This is a genomic window from Janthinobacterium sp. SUN073 (genome assembly GCF_030397665.1).
Taxonomy (GTDB): Bacteria; Pseudomonadota; Gammaproteobacteria; order Burkholderiales; family Burkholderiaceae_D; genus Janthinobacterium.
Genome location: NZ_JAPUBT010000028.1, coordinates 1 through 2,335, shown reverse-complemented (window position 1 = coordinate 2,335; position 2,335 = coordinate 1). Strand labels below are relative to the sequence as shown.

The following is a 2,335-nucleotide window of genomic DNA, read 5'->3' as shown; positions in this document are numbered from 1 at the left end:
TCAGGACCAGTTTTACCGCTTCTTCCCGAAGCTCCGGTGTATAGGTTTTTGAACGTGTCATAAGTTCTCCAGTTGGTGAAGTTTACCAAACTAGAGTGTCCGAAAAAGTCAGGGTACCTCAATCTTCGCCACACCTGTGCTGTGGTTCGTCTCCATCAGTTACTCCAACATGGCGACTCTATGGACGAGGCATTGCAAAAAATGCGAACATTCTTCGGTTGGTCACGCCAGTCTACAATGCCATCTCGCTATGCTCGGGCTGTTTTTGAAGACAGGCTTGCAGGCATCTGGAATAATGCATTTGATGATCGAGTTGCCCTGCTGCGTTCGATTCCTAAGGAGTACTAATGCCCAAACAGCGACCTGCTGAGCTGAATCCGTCAGGATCAGATGAAGATGCATTGACTCAATTCTGCGCAAGCCTGCAGCCACTACCATCAGTGCTAAGGTACTACGATGAGTTCGACGACACTACTCGCTCTATTCGTGCCCCAGTAGACGAAAAAGTGTTTGAACTTTTTTTTCATGGCCGAAGCGTAAAGATTAACTTCGATCAACGTAATCCTTACTGTGTGCTTATCCTGAAGCACACCCTAGCACTAATGCTTGAACAGGACCTCAGCATTAGAACGGTCGCAAGTTATTTCTCAAGTCTGTACCACTTGAGTGACTACGATCTTGTTGTCCTGCTGCAAACTGGCCCCCTTGAGATCAGGCAACTATGGTCTAAATGGCGGGCGCGTGAGATGGGAGCCGGCAGCTATTTGCTCGCTAAACACATTCTGCATTTGCTATGCACATATCGCTGGAATGGCTGGTCAAATGAGTATCGTAGTTACCTACGCACTACTCTCCCCCTCCCTGCTGTTGATAAGTATGCGGGGGTTCGCGCTGGAGATGTCTTCCTGTCTTCGGATGAGGAAGCAGTAATCGTGCGCTATTTTGATGACTTGGTGAGTAATCTACGAGCAGGTAACTATGTCCCCTACTCCACCATTGCAGACGCTGGAATGGTGCTATGCGCCTACCAGTTTGCGATGCGCCCTGTACAAATTGGTATCTTGGATGCGAAACACGTACGGATATGGCACGATAAAATCGACGATGATCCAACTGTGCACCTAACTTTCCATATGGCCAAGCAGCGCGGGGCAAAGCAGAGAATTCAATTGACGCGTCGGGTTAAGCGCGAATGGGTTCCAATATTTGTTCATCTAAAGTCGTATTTAGATAAAATAACAATAGACGGTTCTGAAAAATTCTTCCAGATAAAGTCAACCCTTGAAGTTAGTCAGCGTATTTCCATACTTGTTCGTAGCATCATTAGCTCTGATGACCTTGGAACTGCTTCGGATCTGCGCCATACGGCCGCACAGCGGTTGGTTGATGCCGGCGCTAGTCATGAAGAATTAGCAGAGTTTATGGGGCATGCGCAGACAAATACAGGCCTAATCTATTATGCAACATCGGCATCGCACGCCGATCGAGTGAATCGGGCATTGGGTGCTTCAGAGGTTTATCGTCGTGTTGCCCGAATTGCACATGACCGTTTTATCTCTCCAGAAGAACTGGCTGTACTAAAGGATGAGCAACAAATCGCGGCAGTTCCGCACGGGATTCCGATCTCCGGCATTGGCGGATGCAACTCAGGGCAACCATCGTGCCCATATAGCCCAGTCGCATCATGCTATGGATGTCGCAAGTTTATGCCCGTTAACGACAAGGGGCTGCATAACAAGGTCTTGGGAGATATGCGGGAAATCGTGCTTTTTTTTGAGCAAAGTTCGCGGGCCGATTTGAAGTCGCCAACCTATATGCAGCTTCAACGAACCATCAGCGAGATTCAAACAGTCATCGACGAACTTGAAGGTGATTGCGCATGAACATACACTACAAATCCTTCATTGAACTCGGAAAATCTTTGGCCGTCAGTAAGGAACTTAGTTGGGATTTCAAGATCAATTCCGACGGCTATGCTGTCGACGACGCTGGTTGGAACTTGACAACGTGCGTGGGCGATGTCCCTCCGCCAGCGTATTATCTGCGCGACCTTGGCACTGATTCCAAAACACTCAATATCATCAATGTCGAGCGCGCGGCGAGCGGACTCGTACAGTTACATCAATGTGCCCTTTCGTCTGCCTGGCAAGACTTTATTAAGGCGGCGGTCATCGAGCAATTACTAGTCAAACGGAACTCGTCTGGATACGTTTTGAGGTGTACTGTCAATAGCGGACACTCTTGTTTCAAGCCGCCCGTAGCTGTTTGCTGAATTTTTCAGCGAACAATGCGGGCGGAACATTGCCGAGGCGCGAGTGGCGCCGCTGGCGGTTGT

At 48.9% G+C, this 2,335-nt stretch carries 3 protein-coding genes; all 3 read left to right on the top strand.

What is annotated here, in order from left to right:
• Positions 1–180: 180 nt before the first annotated feature.
• From O0882_RS29000 to O0882_RS28990, 3 genes are read left to right on the top strand one after another with little or no spacing between them, the layout of a single operon-like run.
• On the top strand, positions 181–348 hold the full coding sequence (locus tag O0882_RS29000; RefSeq protein ID WP_289953455.1) for a hypothetical protein: 168 nt from the start codon (positions 181–183) through the stop codon (positions 346–348).
• Entirely contained in the window at positions 348–1,883 is a 1,536-nt protein-coding gene (locus O0882_RS28995; RefSeq protein ID WP_289953454.1) for a site-specific integrase, read from the top strand. Before O0882_RS29000 ends, O0882_RS28995 begins: the two co-directional genes overlap by 1 nt.
• Positions 1,880–2,272 (top strand): hypothetical protein, encoded by a 393-nt coding sequence (locus O0882_RS28990; RefSeq protein ID WP_289953453.1) that lies wholly within the window; start codon positions 1,880–1,882, stop codon positions 2,270–2,272. Before O0882_RS28995 ends, O0882_RS28990 begins: the two co-directional genes overlap by 4 nt.
• Positions 2,273–2,335 lie beyond the last annotated feature (63 nt).